21 protein-coding genes are annotated in these 18,011 nt (G+C 37.2%); 7 read left to right on the forward strand and 14 right to left on the reverse strand.

Going from position 1 to position 18,011, the window contains the following annotated elements:
* Positions 1-100 precede the first annotated feature (100 nt).
* The 7 genes from V757_RS16065 to V757_RS16095 all read left to right on the forward strand — a co-directional run bounded on the left by V757_RS16065 (position 101) and on the right by V757_RS16095 (position 6,117).
* A complete protein-coding gene (locus V757_RS16065; RefSeq protein ID WP_023948870.1) occupies positions 101-520 on the forward strand; it encodes a hypothetical protein in 420 nt (139 codons plus the stop codon).
* A complete protein-coding gene (locus tag V757_RS16070) occupies positions 521-1,024 on the forward strand; it encodes an RDD family protein (protein WP_023948873.1) in 504 nt (167 codons plus the stop codon). It begins immediately after the preceding gene.
* A gap of 118 nt (positions 1,025-1,142) precedes the next feature.
* A complete protein-coding gene (locus tag V757_RS16075) occupies positions 1,143-2,507 on the forward strand; it encodes an AMP-binding protein (RefSeq protein ID WP_023948875.1) in 1,365 nt (454 codons plus the stop codon).
* 43 nt (positions 2,508-2,550) lie between these two features.
* Positions 2,551-3,072: a gamma carbonic anhydrase family protein gene (locus V757_RS16080; RefSeq protein ID WP_023948877.1), complete on the forward strand. Its 522-nt coding sequence runs from the start codon at positions 2,551-2,553 to the stop codon at positions 3,070-3,072.
* Between the two features lie 39 nt (positions 3,073-3,111).
* A complete protein-coding gene (gene hslO, locus V757_RS16085) occupies positions 3,112-4,026 on the forward strand; it encodes an Hsp33 family molecular chaperone HslO (protein ID WP_023948879.1) in 915 nt (304 codons plus the stop codon).
* Positions 4,027-4,268: 242 nt separating this feature from the next.
* Complete coding sequence (locus V757_RS16090; protein ID WP_147628810.1) at positions 4,269-5,252, forward strand: hypothetical protein; 984 nt, start codon at positions 4,269-4,271, stop codon at positions 5,250-5,252.
* A 220-nt stretch (positions 5,253-5,472) separates the two neighbouring features.
* Entirely contained in the window at positions 5,473-6,117 is a 645-nt protein-coding gene (locus V757_RS16095) for a helix-turn-helix domain-containing protein (RefSeq protein WP_245586935.1), read from the forward strand.
* A 250-nt stretch (positions 6,118-6,367) separates the two neighbouring features.
* On the opposite strand, the gene V757_RS16100 is transcribed toward V757_RS16095, so the two are convergent.
* The 14 genes from V757_RS16100 to V757_RS16150 form a co-directional block, all read right to left on the reverse strand.
* A complete protein-coding gene (locus V757_RS16100) occupies positions 6,368-6,616 on the reverse strand; it encodes a CcoH-like protein (protein ID WP_023948885.1) in 249 nt (82 codons plus the stop codon).
* Positions 6,617-6,634: 18 nt separating this feature from the next.
* Positions 6,635-8,128, reverse strand: a complete 1,494-nt coding sequence (gene ccoG, locus V757_RS16105; RefSeq protein WP_023948887.1) for a cytochrome c oxidase accessory protein CcoG — start codon at positions 8,126-8,128, stop codon at positions 6,635-6,637.
* 32 nt (positions 8,129-8,160) lie between these two features.
* Positions 8,161-9,063, reverse strand: a complete 903-nt coding sequence (ccoP, locus tag V757_RS16110; protein WP_023948889.1) for a cytochrome-c oxidase, cbb3-type subunit III — start codon at positions 9,061-9,063, stop codon at positions 8,161-8,163.
* Between the two features lie 10 nt (positions 9,064-9,073).
* Entirely contained in the window at positions 9,074-9,211 is a 138-nt protein-coding gene (locus V757_RS0112980) for a cbb3-type cytochrome oxidase subunit 3 (protein WP_371128781.1), read from the reverse strand.
* 35 nt (positions 9,212-9,246) lie between these two features.
* On the reverse strand, positions 9,247-9,921 hold the full coding sequence (gene ccoO, locus V757_RS16115) for a cytochrome-c oxidase, cbb3-type subunit II (protein WP_023948891.1): 675 nt from the start codon (positions 9,919-9,921) through the stop codon (positions 9,247-9,249).
* Between the two features lie 11 nt (positions 9,922-9,932).
* Positions 9,933-11,402, reverse strand: a complete 1,470-nt coding sequence (ccoN, locus tag V757_RS16120) for a cytochrome-c oxidase, cbb3-type subunit I (RefSeq protein ID WP_023948893.1) — start codon at positions 11,400-11,402, stop codon at positions 9,933-9,935.
* A gap of 161 nt (positions 11,403-11,563) precedes the next feature.
* Positions 11,564-11,722 carry a cbb3-type cytochrome oxidase assembly protein CcoS gene (gene ccoS, locus V757_RS27770; protein WP_031273966.1) on the reverse strand — a complete coding sequence of 53 codons (159 nt, stop codon included), beginning with the start codon at positions 11,720-11,722 and terminating at the stop codon, positions 11,564-11,566.
* Positions 11,722-12,696: a P-type ATPase actuator domain-containing protein gene (locus tag V757_RS16125; protein ID WP_023948895.1), complete on the reverse strand. Its 975-nt coding sequence runs from the start codon at positions 12,694-12,696 to the stop codon at positions 11,722-11,724. The genes ccoS and V757_RS16125 overlap by 1 nt, the downstream gene beginning before the upstream one ends.
* Positions 12,697-12,874: 178 nt before the next feature.
* Positions 12,875-13,777 (reverse strand): cysteine synthase CysM, encoded by a 903-nt coding sequence (gene cysM / locus V757_RS16130; RefSeq protein WP_023948897.1) that lies wholly within the window; start codon positions 13,775-13,777, stop codon positions 12,875-12,877.
* A 5-nt stretch (positions 13,778-13,782) separates the two neighbouring features.
* Positions 13,783-14,202 carry a ComEA family DNA-binding protein gene (locus V757_RS27295; protein WP_023948899.1) on the reverse strand — a complete coding sequence of 140 codons (420 nt, stop codon included), beginning with the start codon at positions 14,200-14,202 and terminating at the stop codon, positions 13,783-13,785.
* A 98-nt stretch (positions 14,203-14,300) separates the two neighbouring features.
* A complete protein-coding gene (locus V757_RS16135; RefSeq protein ID WP_023948901.1) occupies positions 14,301-15,293 on the reverse strand; it encodes an ABC transporter ATP-binding protein in 993 nt (330 codons plus the stop codon).
* On the reverse strand, positions 15,293-16,087 hold the full coding sequence (locus tag V757_RS16140; protein ID WP_023948903.1) for an ABC transporter permease: 795 nt from the start codon (positions 16,085-16,087) through the stop codon (positions 15,293-15,295). Before V757_RS16140 ends, V757_RS16135 begins: the two co-directional genes overlap by 1 nt.
* A gap of 15 nt (positions 16,088-16,102) precedes the next feature.
* Complete coding sequence (locus V757_RS16145; protein ID WP_023948905.1) at positions 16,103-16,939, reverse strand: ABC transporter permease; 837 nt, start codon at positions 16,937-16,939, stop codon at positions 16,103-16,105.
* Positions 16,936-17,751, reverse strand: a complete 816-nt coding sequence (locus tag V757_RS16150; protein WP_023948907.1) for an alkaline phosphatase family protein — start codon at positions 17,749-17,751, stop codon at positions 16,936-16,938. Before V757_RS16150 ends, V757_RS16145 begins: the two co-directional genes overlap by 4 nt.
* Between the last annotated feature and the right edge of the window lie 260 nt (positions 17,752-18,011).

Here is an 18,011-nt window from a genome sequence, read left to right on the forward strand (position 1 = left end):
TTATGGTATCCTCCCGGCATTCACCGCCCATTTGCCTTTTGAACGCCTAAGAGGAATTGGAATCGTAAAATCGAATGGTCTGAGTTAAAAGAATTTGCTTTTGAACAATCTTATTGATACCTCTCTAGAAACACCTCTTTTTGGCTCTGATATTGACGGTCAAGTCATTCAAGCTGCACAATCGAACCTAAGCAGAGCCAAACTTCCCTCATCAAGTATTCAATTTAGATTAAAAAATGCCTTACAAGCCACGGCACCATGTGCACAAGCTGGCTTTTTAATCACTAACCCTCCCTATGGTGAACGGTTAGGCGCAGAAGATGAGGCTTTTTGGCGAGAGTGGTCTTCGGTATTAAAAAACAATTTTTCTGGCTGGCAAGTCCATGTCATTACTAACGATATGGACTTTCCAAAAAAATTAAGATTAAAACCAAACCGTCGAACTCCTATCTTCAATGGAGATATTGAATGTCGTTTATTCGGTTTTGAGATGGTTAGTGATAGTTATAGACAAAAATAAATGAATACACCATTTTTACCTAGACCACGTCGATTAAAAATTTTTGCTAGCCAAATGTATGAAGGTATGCTATTGCTAGCATTAGTCTTTGTCACTTCATATATTTTCGATAGTCTGACCCAAAGAACAGATCCACATTACCTATATTGGATTAGTCAAACGGTGTTATTTGTCGTCATTGGTGCCTATTTTGTGCTTTCTTGGTATAGAAAGAGCCAAACGTTGCCAATGAAAACATGGGGAATTAAATTAGTGAATCGGGATCAATCCCCCCCCACAATCAAACAACTGATTATTCGTTATATTACGGCATGGATTTTTCCATTAATTGGCGCCTTTTTGGTTCATTTATTGTCAGATTATCTGGGTTGGAAATCAATTACCATGCTAATTGTCTTTGCCCCATTCCTAAATTTCATTTATTCTTGGTTTGATGGACAAGGCTTATTTTTACATGATCGTTTGTCTAAGACCTTACTTATTGATACCAAGCCAAAAGAATAAAAAATGTTGATTAATCAAACCAGTCGTTAACTTAACCTTTTTTAGCCTTAAAGCTCTGGTAATCTGTGCGTATTACTCATATAATAGAGTGAGAAAAATATAGCTTTTTGAACAATTTATGTCGGCAAAAAACTTAAATCAATACGCGTCATTATTTAATACCTATGAATGGTATGTCCCAAATAACTTTAATATTGCCAATGCTTGCTGCCATCGATGGGCTGATAGTCCTCATGAGGCTAGACAAGCAGCAATTTACTTTGAAGACCAAGTGGGACAATTAACTAGCCTTTCTTATGGGCAGTTATCAGAGCGAGTTAATCGACTAGCAAACGGTTTTATGAGAATGGGTATTCATCCTCAAGATAGAATCGCTATTGCACTACAACACTCCTCTGAAACTGCTATTACTATTTTAGCAGCGATAACTGTTGGGGCTATTGCTGTACCTCTCAAAGCTGGTTTGACTAATACAGAATACGATAAGCGTCTAATTGATTGTAGTGCCAAATTTGTCATTGTTGATAAACATACGATTGCCCCAGTGACAAATGCCATTGACCATAACCCTATTCTTCGCCAAAGTCTCAAACAGATTATTGGCATTAATACTGAAGATGAGCGTGTTATTCCTTGGCGTACGTTATTAGCTCGACAGCCAAATCAATTCACTGCCCATACAGCGAGTGTAGATACTCCTGCTATTATGTTGTACCCTGACACTCCGAATGATGAGCCGTTAAAAGCTACCCTTATTACACATCAAGCATTAGTTGGTTCATTACCTGGTTTTGTGGCTTCTCAAAATTGGTTTCCCAAAAAACATGATATTTTCTATACGACGTTTGACTGGAGTACTCCATTAGGATTATTAGGTGGATTATTACCTACTCTTTATTTTGGTCGGACTATCGTAGGTTGCCCAAGTGGGCGAACAATCCCACGTCTGTTCACATTATTGGATCACTATCCAATTACCAATATATTAACGTCAAGTGCTGAGTTATTACGCATTAAAGAGTACAAAGATTCGCTGAATGAATTTGAGTTGGCTGTTCGTTGTATTACTTGCCCTGATAATGAAGTTACACCAGAACTAACTGACTGGGTGAAAAATCGTTTTAATGCAAGTCTCAATAGTATTTGCATGCCATTAGGCTTTTCTTACATCATTGCTGAATCAACTGAAAAATGGCCTAGTCAGCCAGGCAGCATGGGTATGGCAATTCCTGGGCACTTATTAGCTATTATTAAAGAAAATGGCGAGAGAGCAGCAACCAACGAAGTTGGTTATTTATGTGTTAATGCACAAGATAAAAATGGGGACAATGACCCTGCTCTATCTCTTTCTTTTTGGTCACAAGCACACATACAATCTGTTGCAGCTTTTGCGCAAAATTGGTATAACACTGGAATACGTGCTCGTCTAGATAGTGACGGTTATTTCTGGCGAGCTTCACATAACCCTCAAATGGCGGACTAATCAATAAATTGCCATTTGAAATTTCTGATAAAGAGAATTTACTATGGCAATTTATCAACTAGGCGATTTAATACCATCCATTGACCCAAGTGCCTACATTTTTGAAAATGCAGTAATTATCGGTAACGTAACACTAAAGGCTAATGTTAGTATTTGGCCTAATGTAGCTATTCGTGGTGATAACGATAGTATTGTGATTGATGAAAATAGTAATGTCCAAGAAGGAGCAATCCTCCACCTTGATGTGGGTACGCCTCTCTATATTGGAAAGAACGTGACTATTGGCCATCAAGCAATGATTCATGGCTGTACTATCGGAGAAGGTAGTCTTATTGGTATGCAGGCTGTGATTTTGAACAATGCCGTTATAGGCAAAAACTGTATTATTGGTGCCGGAGCCATTATTCCTGAAGGAAAAGTAATTCCCGATAACTCTCTTGTTATTGGGGTAGCAAAAATTGTTCGAACCCTAACAGATGAGGATTTAAAAAGAGCACATGAAGGCACTGAGCACTATGTCCATCAAGGTAAAAATTATCACGATAACTTAAAAAAGATTGGTTAAACTCTTGTGATAATTATCCTCATCCCCATATAGGATGATATGAAAGACACTCTTAAAAAATACCTATTTGAAGATCGCAGCTTGCGTATCCAAACCGTGAATCTTAGCCAAACTTGGCAAGAGACACTTGCTCATCAAACTTATCACCCAGTATTACGTAATTTACTGGGTGAACTCAGTGCGGCTGCCGTACTATTAGCTTCTAATATTAAGTTTGATGGTTCCCTCGTTTTACAATTACAAGGCGATGGTCCAATTGCTCTTATTGTGGTGGAATGTAATCAACACTTGCAATTACGAGCAACTATTAAAACCCGTCAAGAATTCGTTATAAAAGACACCGATAATCTACAATCCTTATTAAATGCTAATAAGCAAGGAAGATTTATTGTTGTATTAGACCCTAATAATCGCCAAGAAGGTCAGCAAGCTTATCAAGGCATTGTCCCTCTTACAGGTGATACCGTTGCTGATGTCCTCTCTCTGTATATGAAAAGCTCTGAGCAATTAGAAACACATCTTTATTTAGCTGCAAATGAAAACAAGGCGACGGGACTTCTTTTACAAAAACTTCCTTATACAGGAGGACAATCGATCGACCAAGAGGTGGCAGATAACTCTTGGGAGCGAGCAACAATGTTGACACAAACGACTAAGCCTGAAGAACAGCTAAGTATCGATGAAGATACTCTCATTCACCGTTTATTTTGGGAAGAATCTCTTATCGCCTACCCTGCTCAAGACGTTTCATGGTTTTGTAGCTGTAGTAGAGAGCGTGTAGCGGATATGCTGAAAATGCTAGGTGCAGATGAAGTAGAAAGTATCCTAGCAGAACAAAATAAAATTACTGTAGCTTGTGATTTTTGTGGTAAACCATATGTTTTTGATACTATCGATAGTGCAAAATTATTTTTGCCAGATCAATCAGCTAATGAAAGTCTACAAAAACACTAATTGACCTTGTTATCGCTTAAATAGCATTGATAAACATACCCAAAGGCATAAATATTTCCCCATCAATAGATTTACGAGAATATGAAGCCTCCTTATTACAACGGCATCTTAGCTGTATGTAATTCCCACAATTTCATTCTATTATTTATTCTGGCATACTCATTTATCCCTATAGTTAAAAGGATTGGGTATGCCAAATTTCTTATTCTATACTCATCGTGGTATAACATCTATTGTAGTTTTTGCTCATCGGTATTCCAGTACTTTTAATTGGTCTAGGTGCTTATGAGTTAATGCGTTGGCATAATACACGTCATATTCTTGATTTAGCATTGTTTGACGCAGCGAGACAAGCTTCTTTGGCTTATGCTCAACCGGAGGTTTTAGAACAAACATTTGAGCAATCACTAAATCCTTTATTTATCTCTCATACTACTAAAACCCCCACTAAGATTACACGATACAGGCAAGCCTATTTTGATGATATCCACAAACAAACCAATTTAGCTCCTTGGCAAATCACTATTCACACACCAACCCAGCAGCATTTTATCGATTTCCAACGTAAAGATTTACCAATCGCTTTGCAAAAAGGATTAATAGGCATAGACAATAATTATCAAAAAGAGCAAGACACTCAAAAAGGCCTTGGTAAGCTTTCAGGACAACGAATCTTTGATGCAAACACTTTATCCCTATCACTTATTTATCCTTATAAGCCTATTGTGCCAGGGATATCCTATATATTTAAACAATTTTCTTCTACGCACAATTATGCCAATCAATTATTGAAAAAAGGTTTTTTACCGATCCGACACTCTGTCAAACTCACTATGCAATCACACCCATTGCGTTGGCCTAGTTTACAAAATGGTAAGGTGATTAACTTAGCCTATACGGACCAAATACCTTCAAATCATTCACAGCAACTCTCCCCATCTCCTCTTACTAACTGCCATGGAATCTGGTGTACAAAACATTCTTTACTATCTAAACAAAATGAGTCCAAGCACTTACCTTCTAATCAACCATCATCTTCTCCAATACCTGAATATCCTCCTTCTGTTCTTATTGAACCCTCAAATAACTCAGAAAACAGCATAAAATACCCCATAATATCAAAACAAAATGGTAATCAAATAGAAAATACATTATCATTAGGCTACTCTGAGGATCACACAGAACATCATCCTTTGTGTGGTATTAGCCTATGTTGTTCTGAATAAGTGTAAAATAACCAATATTACGTAATACTTGATGTATTGGTCATCATCATTGAGTCCCTCTTGGATGTTAACCTTACGAAAAAACATCCTATGCACTGTTCTAAACAACAATAACAACAGACTTATCGTACCTATAATGAATAAACCTACTTTATCAAACGAGTCATCATCAATTCATTGTGCAAGTTGTAGCCTAAGAGCTTTATGCATGCCATGTGGCATGACTACTCATGAAATTGAACAGCTAGCAACTCTAGTGAAAGATCGTATACGTATTGAGAAAGGCGAGTATTTATTCCGATTAGGTCAAAAAGCGGAGGCTATTTATAGTATTCGCACAGGATCTATCAAAACACAGTTAGATAACCATCAAAACCATAAACAAATCACTGGCTTTTTCTTGCCCGGAGAAGTGCTAGGTCTAGATGCATTATCAAATGACACGTACTTATCCAATGCTATTGCATTAGAAGATACAGAAGTATGTGTTATGAAAAATCATAATCTTGATCAAATTTCTCGGCATGTTCCTATATTACAGAATCAGATTCGACAATTACTTAATAGTGAAATCTCTCGCTCACACCAACTATTATTGTGCTTAGGCTCTTTAAAAGCAGAACAACGAATTGCTACCTTTTTATTAGACTTTTCTGGACGATTCGCTCACTTAGGCTATTCTTCACATGAATTTAATTTGCGTATGAATCGTGAGGACATTGGTAATTTTCTTGGCTTAACGCTAGAAACAACAAGTCGGATTCTTTCAAAATTCCAAAAAGAAGGGTTCATAGCAATACAACAAAAAACAGTCCGAATTCTTAATAGAGATGCCCTTAAAGATATAGTAAATACTGCTCATTAGCCTTACAAATAGCTTTCTTTATTTTTTATCACTACTTTATCTACAGCAAAAAAACCTTATCACGACTGATAAGGACTCAGACTATTAACAAGTTTTATTTTTAACATGCAGGTTTGCAAGATTAGTCACCACAACATAAGTGTCAGTATAAAAACCTGGACGTCGAAAATAATATATCTACGTATCAACAACAAAAAGCCCTTATCACTCGATAAGGGCCTCTTATTTAAATAACACCATCGCCAATCAGCTATTTTTTCTCTTGTGCCTCTTGTGTTGAATAAAACACATTAGGAATTTCATGAGCTTCACGACTGACGAACTTTCCTTGTGTATAAGCATGAACAGGTATTTCTGCATCAATATTTTTATTATATGCAAGATAAATAGTCAAAATACATCCTAGAATGGTCAATAGTGGACCAGCCATCAGAATCCATGGCCAAGGCTCTTTATACCACGGACCTGTATCTCTATCTTGTGACTGTTGCTTATTCATGTAGTATATCCTTCTTTATTAATTTGGTACATAGAAGCTACTTTCTTCATCTGCATCAATTTCACCATGCTCTTGAGTATCCGCTTTCGCCCAAATATCAATTTTATAGATTTCCCCACGTTTTAAATCACTTAATGGTGCTTGAACAACTAACGGAATCCATTTATTGCTAAAAGGAGCAATGTCAATGGTATTTGATTGCGAGCTTTCTAGGATAACTCTAGCATTCTTCATACCATCCCCATTCACACCTACAGTAAATTTTTCTGCTTTTTCTGTCATATTGATGACTTGAATTTGGTATACGTTTTCAATCAAATCACCGGGAATTTCACGACCTAATGCACCACGGTCTCGAACAACATCTAATTTAAGAGGTGTACGTAAACTCAATGATGTCACCAACCCTAGAACTAATATAGCTAATAAGGTTAAATATACATAAATACGAGGTCTAAATAACCGTTTACGAACCTGTTTATTATCTAAACCATTCAACATACCATATTCAGAGGTATATCGAATTAATCCACGGGGATAATTCATTTTATCCATTACATCATCACAGGCATCCACACAGGCACCACAACCAATACACATATATTGCAAGCCGTTACGAATATCAATCCCTGTCGGACAAACCTGTACACAGATGGTACAGTCAATACAGTCCCCTAATCCTTCTGCTTTGGGGTCTACTTTTTTAGAACGTTTACCTCTAGGTTCTCCACGTGTTTTATCATAAGTTACAACATAGGTATCTTTATCCACCATTACACTTTGGAAACGTGCATATGGACACATAAATTTACAGACAGACTCACGTAAAACACCAGCCATCAAATAAGTCATGAATCCATAGAAAATAAACCAGAACCATTGGGCTGTTGTTAAATCACCATTTAAGGTGTCAAAAAATACTTGACGAATCGGTGAGAAATAGCCAATAAAGGTAAATCCCGTCCAGATAGCAATTAAAATCCACAATAGTTGTTTTGTTGTTTTGATACGGATTTTGCGAAAATCCCAAGGAGCACTATCTAAACGCATGCGTTGGACACGATCACCTTCTGTGAAACGCTCCACCCACATAAAAATTTCTGTATATACCGTCTGAGGACAGGCATACCCACAGAATAAACGTCCTGCCAATGCGGTAAATAGAAATAACGCATATGCAGAAACGATAAGAATAATAGCAAGATAAAAAATATCTTGGGGCCATAATACAAGCCCAAAGAAATAAAACTTACGTGCACTTAAGTCCAGTAAGAATGCCTGACGACCATTCCACTGGAGCCAAGGTAAACCATAGTAAATAAGCTGAGTAAAGAGAACCATAAAAATTCGCCAATTAGCAAATCTTCCCTTAACCGATCTCGAATAAATTTTAGCCGTCGCTTCACTAACTAAGCGATCACTTTCTTCATCAGAAATACGTAATGTTTGTTCAGGTTGCCATGCAGGAATCTCTTCATCCTCCATCTCTGGCTTTTGATTCTCAGTACTCATTTATATACTATCCTTTTACTTTGTTAACATACTTATTTTTTGTTGTTTGATAAGCCCCAAACATAAGCAGCTAACATTTTAATTTGCTCAGGTGTTAAGTTGTTTTTCTGAGCAGGCATTACACCACTACGCCCTTCTAGAATTGTTTTTACAATTACTTCTCTAGAAGAACTATTTAACCAAATAGAGTCTGTTAGGTTAGGTGCACCAAGCATTTGATTACCTTTAGCATCTGCTCCGTGGCAGGCTACACAGATTTGATTAAATTTCACTTGGCCTAATGGCGCCAATGTTGCATCATGACTTAAACCAGATAAAGAACGTACATAGTTCGCAATTTGTACTGCTTCTTCAGGTTTAACTACAGCGCCTAATGGTGCCATCATACCATGACGACCTTCGGTGATTGTTTGTAAAATTGTTTCTGGCTCACCACCCCATAACCAATCATTATCAGTTAAGTTAGGGAAGTTTGGTGCACCTTTGGCATCAGAGCCGTGGCATTGTGCACAGTTATTTAAGAATAAACGTTCACCTAAAGCACGTGCGTCTGGATTAGCCGCTAATTGCTCAATCGACTGACCATCGAACTTAGCATAAATTGGCTTTAATTTTTCCAAACGATTATCGCGCTCTTGGTTTGCTTGAGCTGTAGATGTAAAGCCTAGTTTACCAGGATTAGTACCCAAAGCTGGGTACAAAAACATAATGGCTAAACCAACTACACATAGCCCCAAATACATGATTGTCCACCATGTTGGTACTGGGTAGTTATACTCAGTAATACCGTCCCATTCATGACCAGTATCAGTCATATCTGGAGACTTACCTAAGAATGAACGTTGTGTGAACAAAAGCCACAAGCAAAAGGCTACACCACCTAATGCAATAGCGGTGATCCAGTAACTCCAACCGCTACTAAAGAAATCACTCATGATTTACCTCTCAATTTTTATGATCCAAATCTTCTTCATCTGGTAGGGAGAACGGCAACTGTGCCGCCTCTTCGTTGTCACGAACACGGTATTTGGACCATGCCCACCAAACGATACCAAAAAATACTGCCATCGAGACAATGGTCATGAAACCATTCAAGAAAGCCATTTTTTTTTGATCTCCTATTGTTTGTTTTTGATTTCTTGCTCACGTAGTGCAGTCACATAACCGACACCAAGACTTTGCAAGTAAGCAATCACTGCATCTTCCTCAGTTTTACCTTTAATCATATTAGGAGCATCTGCGATTTCTTTTTCAGAATACATTGGCTCACCTTGATGGAACTGATTAAGTTTGTTTAAGGCAATCATACGATTTTGGATATTAGTATTGGATGCATCTTTATGTTGTAACCAGTAATATGCTGGCATATTTGATTGCTTCACAACCATACGTGGATCACGAATGTGGATACGGTGCCAATCGTCTGAATAACGACCACCAACACGAGCCAAATCTGGACCCATACGGCGAGAACCCCATAAGAATGGGTAATCATAAACACTTTCACCAGCAACTGAATAAGGACCATAACGTTGTACATCAGAAGCTAATACACGTACTTGTTGGCTATGGCAACCTACGCAACCTTCTTTGATGAACACATCACGACCAACCAACTGCAATGCATTTAAGGGTTTAACGCCTGGTGCTGCTTTTGTTGTAGAGTGTTGATAAAACAATGGAACAATTTGAACCAATCCAGCAAATGACACTACCAAAATTGATAGAAAAATCAAGATACTAAGATTTTTTTCGATTGTTGCATGTGAGAAAAACTTTTTATTACTAGCCATTATTATTCTCCTTAAACCGCTGTAGGAGTATTTAGCTCTTCACGATCAACATGTGGAGCTGGAACAACAGGGTTTACCACTTTATGACCCTTGATAGTCATAATGACGTTAATGAACATTAATAAGATACCTGTTAGGAATAAAGATCCTCCTAGGAAACGAATCATTAACAATGGCTTTTTAGCTTCAAGTGCTTGAACGAAAGCATAAGTCAATGTACCGTCGTCTTCTACAGAACGCCACATTAAGCCTTCCATTACACCCGCTACCCACATAGAGGCAATATAAAGTACAACACCAATAGTAGCAATCCAGAAGTGAATCTCAACTAAACCTTTACTTGCCATTTCTGTACGACCCCATAAGCGAGGAATAGTATAGTACAAGCTACCAAAGGTAATCATTGCAACCCAACCTAACGCGCCAGAGTGTACGTGAGCGACAGTCCATTCAGTATAGTGTGATAAGGCATTTACTGTACGGATTGACATCATAGATCCCTCAAATGTTGACATACCATAGAATGATAAAGCCACCACCATGAATTTTAAGATAGGATCTTGACGAAGTTTATGCCATGCACCAGATAAAGTCATGATACCGTTAATCATACCACCCCATGATGGAGCAAGTAAGATTAATGAGAATGCCATACCTAGACTTTGAGTCCAGTCAGGTAATGATGTATAAAGTAAGTGATGAGGACCAGCCCACATATAAGTGAACGCTAATGCCCAGAAGTGAACGATTGATAAACGATATGAGAATACTGGACGACCAGCTTGCTTAGGCACATAGTAATACATCATACCCAAGAAACTTGTTGTTAGGAAGAATCCTACCGCATTATGCCCATACCACCATTGAACCATTGCATCTTGTACACCTGCATATGCTGAGTAAGATTTAAACCACTCACCAGCTACAGGCATCTCTAAGTTATTAAAGATATGCAACATTGCAATCGTTAAAATGAAAGAACCATAGAACCAATTCGCTACATAGATATGCTTAACTTTACGTTTGAAGATTGTGCCGAAGAACACAATCGCATAAGCCACCCAAACCAATGTAATTAGAATATCAATTGGCCATTCCAATTCAGCATATTCTTTGGTACTTGTGAAACCAGCTGGTAATGTAATTGCTGCAGCAACAATCACTACTTGCCATCCCCAGAAAGTAAACGCTGCTAAACCGCTCGCGAATAAACGAGTATGACAGGTACGTTGTACTACGTAGTATGATGTAGCAAATAAAGCACTACCACCAAATGCGAAAATAACCGCATTTGTATGTAATGGACGTAAACGACCATAGCTTAAAAAGTCAACAAAGCTTAATTGTGGCCATACTAATTGTGCGGCGATAAACACCCCAACTAGCATACCTACAATACCCCAGACCACAGCCATAATCGCGAATTGCCGAACTACCTTATAGTTAAAGGTTTCGGTATCGTTAGCGCTTAAAGTACGCATAGGATCTTCCTCTTATAAAAAAACAACTATTTCCCTCTAATTTGTATCATCTTGCCTTTTGTTTTATCTAACGCAAGTTTGAAACTGACAAGATTTTACAAAAAATTTCATTCAAATAAGTAATTTACCTAGGTTTACTGCAAAATATCTTCAATAACAAACTACTCATCCGAATTTATTGAGTCGTTGTCCTCTAAAATAGACCTCGCATTTTTTTGAACATTGTCATATTGCCCAGAAAATACAGCCCAATAAAGAACAGCGCCAATAATAATAATAAAGAAAATTGAAAAAAGTATTAAAAGAAAAAAGGCATCCATTAGTTCACCATTTCCAATACCATATGCATTTCAGTTTCTTTAATTAATCTTTTATAGAGACGGTAAGCATTCCACGCCACAGCTAAAGAGGAAATCAACATTGTAATTGCCGCTAACCATGGTGCAACAATACCTGCCATCGCCAATGGGGTCATTAGCAAATGCCACACCAATGAACCATATAAATTTTGATTTGCGCAATGCACCGTTTCTTGAATAATTTTTTCTTTTTGGTCATTGCTGTAAGAGGGATTACTTAGAAAAACAGCTTGAGCAGCTGATGAAGCCGTTGGTACGGCCATAGCCATCGCACAAGGACAACTCATCACAAATAAAGCTACCAACACAGCAATTGAGTGAGATTGATCAATATAGAGATACCATACGACAGCCGTTACTATCGCCAATATGATTTGTGCAACAATAAACACAAACGCAACCTTATCCGCTTTTTTGCTAAGTACTTGGCGAGTTTGCTCTAATAATGGATCCACATTGCTAGGAGAAAATTTAGCCGATTGAATGGCCGTATACTCTAAATACCTAGCTGTCAATAAAAAAGCGACAAACATAGCAATAGACTCATAATAAACTTCTCCACGATGAGTCCAGGTAGCAATAACGCTAGGTACAAAGGAAACAATAATCCCTAGAGCGACTGGTGTGTTCATATTTATCCAAGATCCATTTATACTTCTTTCAAATAGACCTGCCCAGACTGGCTTAGCACAGTACAGAATGAGTGGTATACTTAGCGCCAAACTAATCCAGTTCATGACCACAATGGCCACATCCAACGTCGCCAAGCTTTCACTATGCAAAAAATCACTTCGCATATAACCAGGAAAAGCGAACATCATCACTTGCATCATAATAAGCCAAGCGAATCCCAAGCGTGCTAACAATTGTCTACGCTTCATACGCTCATCTTGTGGCAAATCGGATGGTATAGCAAAAATGGATACTGGTTTCATTTTCAATTAATACCATATCTAATAAATATGGATATCCCTATATTATAAAGCAGGCAACTCGAACTAGGGTAAATTATTACAAAGAAAACTTTGATATTTATCTAGTTTTTAACTCTTACTTGATAAAAACACTCGGTTTTAAAGGCCATTATTAGAAAATAGCCTCTATTACGCGATTTTAATAAATACCTAAAGACAAATAACGATTTCCCCTATCACAGATAATAAAGACTATCGTAGCATTTTGTACACGTTCAGCCACTCTTAATGCTGCTACTAGTGCTCCACCAGACGAAATACCAGCAAAAATTCCTTCTTCTTTGGCTAATCTACTTGCCATTTGTTCCGCTTCTGCTTGTCCAATCAATTCATAAGCATCAATTAATTCAGGCTTAAATATCTCTGGCTGATAATCGTCAGACCATTTTCTAATCCCGGGTATCGATGCTCCTGGTGACGGTTGTGCCCCTATAACTTGAATAGAAGAGCGTTGTTGCTTTAAGTAAGTCGCCACACCCGTAATTGTTCCCGTCGTACCCATAGCAGAAATAAAATGACTGACTTGCCCTTCAGTTTGTTGCCAAATTTCTGGACCTGTCCCTTTAATATGAGCCAGAGGATTGGCAAGATTGGCGAATTGATTGAGGACTACGCCTTGACCCTCTTCTTGCATTTTTAATGCAAGATCTCTCGCATGCTCCATCCCACCTTCAGAAGCTTTAGTTAAAATTAGCTCGGCACCATAAACTTTCATAGAGACTCGACGCTCAACTGACAGGTTATCTGGCATAATCAAAATCATATGGTAACCCTTAATTGCTGCTGCCATAGCTAACGCAATACCTGTATTACCACTAGTTGCTTCTATAAGCGTATCACCAGGTTTAATTTTTCCAGAACGCTCCGCCTCTTCAATCATAGATAGTGCAGGACGATCTTTCACTGAACCCGCGGGATTATTACCTTCTAACTTTGCTAAGATAATGTTGTTATTTTTTTGGCAAATATCTGCCGCAATTCGTTGCAAACGAACCAATGGTGTAGCACCAATAGTATCCGCAACTGTTGGATAAGATTTCATAGTTATTATTCACGTTTTTTAGGTCTGACCATCATTGTATCAAGTTTATTTCTTGAAGAAGACGTCATATCTAGAATAGTTACATGTTTATAAATCTGTTCACTTTTTTTAACTGCTGCAGAGGAGGAATTGTAAAGTTGCCGAGGCTCAGATTCTTGCATCCTCTTTTCAGACTCTACTTGTAAACCTTGCTTAACTAGTTTATCAAGTTTCTTCTTACCTAAGCCCTTAATCCGTCTACCTACATCTTCTATGCTGATAAATGCACCATTCTTTTGTCTTTCCTCAACGATTAACGTAGCCGTCTTCTCACCAACACCTTTAAGCTCAAGCAACTCTTCCTTATTAGCCTGATTAATATTAATGGCAAAACTCATTTGAATAAATGAAAAAAACGCTATCAAAACTATCATTATTTTATTCATATTCTCCACTCCAAAAAGCACAGAATAAACAATGAATATTGATAAGAAAAGAATCCTAGATAAACGTATCTATCCGTACAAATACGTAACTTTCCACACTAAGCAAGTGATTGAACTAACGATAGTGGAATACTAACTCCCACACGCTCCCCTTCATGAAAATAGTCGGCTTCAGAAATATTTAAACAATCAACTACTAATAATATGTCATGGCAATTAACTCGATAACGAACAATATTACCTAAAATATGACGTGATATTACTGTGCCATTGATAGCTTGCGGTAACCTAGACAAACTAATAATTTCTGGCCGTATAGCCAACGATGTTGTAATAGTTTCTGCGAATAATCGATTGGCTTGCTCTTGTGTAAGTATATTGTAATGACCGATAAATCCTGCCACAAATTGATTTTTAGGAGCCAAATAAAGCTCTATAGCTTTAGTATTTTGAACAATCTCTCCTTTATCCATCAACACAATCCTATCAGAGAGAGACAAAGCTTCCTCCTGATCATGAGTCACAAAAATAGTCGTAAGCTTTAATTGCTGTTGAATATGACGAATTTGCTCGCGTAAATGCTTACGAATTTTTGCATCCAAGGCAGATAAAGGTTCATCCAATAACAGCAAATCTGGCTCAACCACTAATGCTCTCGCCAAAGCAACTCGCTGGCATTGACCACCTGATAATTGATGTGGATATCGTTGAGCAAAATCAGTAAGCTCAACTAATTCAAGCATATGGGTAACTTTTTGATGAATAATTTTTTTATCCAACTGGCGCATTTTTAAACCAAAAGCAATATTCTCAAATGCAGTCATATTAGGAAATAATGCATAGTTTTGAAAAACCATAGCAATATTTCGCTTCTGTGGTGGCATATGGGTAATTTCTTTTTGGTTTAAAACGATTTTGCCCCCACTAATCTCTGTTAATCCTGCGATACAACGTAATAATGTCGACTTACCACACCCACTAGGCCCTAATAAAGTAACTAACTCTCCTTTATCCGCCTGAAAATTAATTCCTGCAAAAATAGTCTGTTTATCATAAGACTTCTCAAGTTGGTTTACGGACAAAAATGACATTACTTTCCTTTTAAATTATCTTTATTAATATAATTCGCTATCCATGTAGCAATCAAAATAAGTGCAAAATATGACATTACAATAGCACTCGAGTAATGCCCACTCATATTTCTAGAGTTATACAAATACACTTGCAACGTTTCAAATTGACTACCTACCAACATATTGGCAAAAATAAACTCACCAATTAAAAATGAAAACGATAAAAAAATGGCTGACAAGATGCCTTTTTTTAGATTAGGTAAAATAATTAAAAAAACGGCCTTCGTTACGCTACTTCCTAATAGAACAGCAGTATCAATTAGGTCATGCAAATTAATCGCTTGAATATTATTCTCAATAGCACGATAAATAAATGGAAGTGCAATCGTAAAATAACACCCAATTAAAATCCAAGGTGTTCCTGTCAACGTTAAGGGATCATCTGCATAGAGCTGTAACAACCCCACCGAAGAGACAATTGGAGGTACGGCAAATGGTAATACAATAGCAAACTGCATCAGTAGTTTTAATTTAGGGAAATAATAATTAACCACAAAAACCACTGGAAAAATTAGTACGATAGCAATAACTACGGCCGCAAAACAAATGATCAGTGATCTCACAAAAGACCAAACGAATCGCAAATCAGCCCACAATTGACCATACCATTTTAAGGTTAAACCATCTGGTAATACAGTAGTATTCCAACTGGAAGAAATAGAATATAAAAACGTTCCTGCTATGGGTAAAGCCAAAATAAAAAATAATAATAACAACACACTATAATGATAAACAAGAGCAGATTTTTTCATTGACAATCTCCCCTACTAAGCTTTATTAACATAATGATATCTTTTCGCAATGTAACGTTGAGCAATCACAATTAACATCATCATCGCAATTAAATAAACGGACAAAGCACTCGCCATATATGGATTCAATGAAACATCTCCAGAGACCAAAGCACCAATCCGAATAGGCATCACATTAAAATTACCACTGGTCAGTGCGTAAATAGTGGCATACGCACCCAAAGCATTTGCAAACAAAATCACCAACGTTCCCAATAGTGCAGGACTCAACATTGGAATTACAATATAGCGCCAATACGCTAGATGACTTGCACCCATCAACATTGCTGCCTCTTGCCATTCCTTTTTAATGGCATCAAAAGCTGGATATAACAGCAATACAGCAAGAGGAATTTGGAAATAGGTATAAATAATAATAATGCCTGTTTGCGAATAGAGATTGATAATATCAACACCAAAATGCTTTAAGATTAAATTAAATGCACCATTTGCACCGATTAAAATAATGAATGCAAAAGACAATGGAATACCGGCAAAATTACTAGCAACAGTATTGAACGATATCAAAAAATGATGGAGTTTAGAAAACTTCAATGTGGTTAATGAATAAGTACCAATAATCGCAATAACTAAACCAAAAAGACTCGACCACCATGTAATTTTTATAGAATAAATCATGGACTGTACATAGAATTTAGAACTAATAATATCCACATAATTCTGAATACCCCAGCCTATATCTTCTACATAAAAACTATTCACTGCGACCCATAGTAACGGTGCAAATTCAAACAATAAGAAAAAGACTGCAAATGGAATTAAGGCAAGTAAAGCTATTTTTTTATTATTCATTTCTCATCAATAAGCATTTGCTGAGCTACTGGCTTATCATGTGGTACACCTAAAAGTTGGCATACCGTTCCGCACAACTCGGTTTGTAAAATACTGGCTTGAGTTAATGAAAAACAATTCCCAAAAGCAAATAAAGGAACTAAGCACTCATCATCATCAAGTCCGCCATGCGATCCTTCATCACTCATACCATGATCAGATGTTACTAAAACTTGATACCCTTCTTCTAGCCATGTGGGTAAGTAATGTGACAAATAATCATCCGCTCTTCTTGCTGAATTTCTATAGGCTTTACTATCCTTACCGAAACGGTGCCCTGCATCATCAATATTCATTGGATGAATTAATAGAAAATCAGGTTGTTTAGTACGTCTTAAATGCTCTGCATCAGCAAATAAATGATTATCTGGATAGTGATCTTCGTAATAAAAGTGACCATACTGGATAGGTAAACTTTCATCTTCGACATGCCTATCTACTAATGGATTAAAAGGCGTACGATTATATAATTCACTTATCCATGCATAGGCAGCCGCCGCTGTTTTTAACCCAGCTTCATGTGCATAATGGAAAATACTTTTTTGTGTAGATAATCGAGTCACTTGATTATTCACAATACCACTCTCTACTGGTTTTTTACCAGTCAGAATACACTCATATAAAGGCCTAGAAATTGATGGTAATTCACAACGTAGCTGATATAAGCACCCCTTTTTCTCGTTGCATTCAGCTTGTAAATATCCCATCATGTCTGCAGCTACGCGATAGGTTAAACCATCTAAGATAACTAATATTACTTTTTGATGTTTCATCACACACTAACAGAATAAATAATACGGTTAAGATTAAATCTCTCAACCGTATAAAAATATATTGTTATTTTTCAACTATCATTATTTCATATTAATAATGACATGCTCTTGCCAAAGTTGTGGTAATTTTTTAGATGATACTTCCCATGCTGCTGCATCTTTGATTGGTTGTGCTTTGGCATATTGTCTGATCAGCTAGGAATAAGTTTTTGTTTGAATCATCCTTCTGGATTAATTTTAATTTTTCAGCACGAATTGGA

Source organism: Pelistega indica (assembly GCF_000506865.1).
Lineage (GTDB): Bacteria > Pseudomonadota > Gammaproteobacteria > Burkholderiales > Burkholderiaceae_B > Taylorella > Taylorella indica.

Coding starts and splice junctions, on each gene's coding strand:
- V757_RS16070 (WP_023948873.1), top strand. CDS start 521: ATGAATACACCATTTTTACCTAGACCACGTCGATTAAAAATTTTTGCT.
- V757_RS16075 (WP_023948875.1), top strand. CDS start 1,143: ATGTCGGCAAAAAACTTAAATCAATACGCGTCATTATTTAATACCTAT.
- V757_RS16080 (WP_023948877.1), top strand. CDS start 2,551: ATGGCAATTTATCAACTAGGCGATTTAATACCATCCATTGACCCAAGT.
- hslO (WP_023948879.1), top strand. CDS start 3,112: ATGAAAGACACTCTTAAAAAATACCTATTTGAAGATCGCAGCTTGCGT.
- V757_RS16095 (WP_245586935.1), top strand. CDS start 5,473: ATGACTACTCATGAAATTGAACAGCTAGCAACTCTAGTGAAAGATCGT.
- V757_RS16100 (WP_023948885.1), bottom strand. CDS start 6,616: ATGAATAAGCAACAGTCACAAGATAGAGATACAGGTCCGTGGTATAAA.
- ccoG (WP_023948887.1), bottom strand. CDS start 8,128: ATGAGTACTGAGAATCAAAAGCCAGAGATGGAGGATGAAGAGATTCCT.
- ccoP (WP_023948889.1), bottom strand. CDS start 9,063: ATGAGTGATTTCTTTAGTAGCGGTTGGAGTTACTGGATCACCGCTATT.
- V757_RS0112980 (WP_371128781.1), bottom strand. CDS start 9,211: ATGACCATTGTCTCGATGGCAGTATTTTTTGGTATCGTTTGGTGGGCA.
- ccoO (WP_023948891.1), bottom strand. CDS start 9,921: ATGGCTAGTAATAAAAAGTTTTTCTCACATGCAACAATCGAAAAAAAT.
- ccoN (WP_023948893.1), bottom strand. CDS start 11,402: ATGCGTACTTTAAGCGCTAACGATACCGAAACCTTTAACTATAAGGTA.
- ccoS (WP_031273966.1), bottom strand. CDS start 11,722: ATGGATGCCTTTTTTCTTTTAATACTTTTTTCAATTTTCTTTATTATT.
- V757_RS16125 (WP_023948895.1), bottom strand. CDS start 12,696: ATGAAACCAGTATCCATTTTTGCTATACCATCCGATTTGCCACAAGAT.
- cysM (WP_023948897.1), bottom strand. CDS start 13,777: ATGAAATCTTATCCAACAGTTGCGGATACTATTGGTGCTACACCATTG.
- V757_RS27295 (WP_023948899.1), bottom strand. CDS start 14,202: ATGAATAAAATAATGATAGTTTTGATAGCGTTTTTTTCATTTATTCAA.
- V757_RS16135 (WP_023948901.1), bottom strand. CDS start 15,293: ATGTCATTTTTGTCCGTAAACCAACTTGAGAAGTCTTATGATAAACAG.
- V757_RS16140 (WP_023948903.1), bottom strand. CDS start 16,087: ATGAAAAAATCTGCTCTTGTTTATCATTATAGTGTGTTGTTATTATTA.
- V757_RS16145 (WP_023948905.1), bottom strand. CDS start 16,939: ATGAATAATAAAAAAATAGCTTTACTTGCCTTAATTCCATTTGCAGTC.
- V757_RS16150 (WP_023948907.1), bottom strand. CDS start 17,751: ATGAAACATCAAAAAGTAATATTAGTTATCTTAGATGGTTTAACCTAT.